Below are 947 nucleotides of genomic sequence, written 5' to 3'. Positions count from 1 at the left end.
TGGTGGCGGTGCAGCTAAAGGGAACTCCGACTGGCGCCATGCTGACACGCACGTTCACCGTGGAGGGCGTGCCCTACCGCATGGACCTGTTCGGCGGCAGCAAACTGAAGCCGCCGCAAAAGAGCCTGAACCAACTTGCCGCTCACCTGCCCTTCACGGCCGCAGAGGCCCCAAGCGGCAAGCTTTTGGCGATCCCCTATGCCGAGACGGCTCCGGGTACGGCCTTTGAGCAGCTGTCGCGGGCCTGGGCGCCGTTCAAGGAAGCCTATTACTATACCCAGCGCCGCGGATTTGCCGCGCCGCCGGGCATCCCCGACGTTGGCCCGCATGATTATGCGCTAGAAGGGTGCTTCAAGCTGTCCCTTCTGCCCGACCGCCCCGCAGGCGCAGTGCATCCCTTCCGGTTCGAGGGGCGAGACGGCGAGATCGCCTTGCGGCCGCATGACGGCTGCGGCTTCATCAGGGCCTCACTGGCCGAGCGCATGCCGGCCATTGCCCGGGCTCGCCACGACGCTCCCGAGCGGATGCCTGCCTATGCCGATAAAAGGCAATCGTCGGTACCGGCCTCGGCGCTGCAACATTATCCGCGCAGCGTCGAGGTGGCACAGGAGACCCGCGAGAAGGCGCTGGCTTGGCTCGAAACCCATCAAAGCCTCACCGCCGAGGAGCTGTTCCGGACGGTCACGGGCGGGCATATCGAGGGTTCGAGCGCTATCGCCGTGCCGTCCAGCGACGAATGCCTGCATGTGCCGACGGGCAAGAGCAAGACCTTGACCCGTGACGCTGGCGTGCTTGTCGGACGCTCCCCCTATGACAAGCCCAACCTGCGCCCGTTCGCCGCCGACCGGGTCAGGTCGGCGCTCGACAGCGATCGGACTGCGGCGTTCCTGGATACGTGCGTGGCCTTCCAATACAGCTTCAACGTCGCGCAGAGGTCGGGGGCGGGG

1 pseudogene is annotated in these 947 nt (G+C 66.3%); it reads left to right on the top strand.

What is annotated here, in order from left to right:
- Positions 1-947: pseudogene (locus NKI59_RS34955) on the top strand (shikimate kinase); the annotation flags it as partial.

Origin of the sequence: Mesorhizobium sp. M0598 (assembly GCF_040320865.1) — a bacterium.
Lineage (GTDB): Bacteria > Pseudomonadota > Alphaproteobacteria > Rhizobiales > Rhizobiaceae > Mesorhizobium.
Note: the sequence above shows the minus strand (reverse complement) of the source record. Positions and strands in the feature narration are given on the sequence as shown.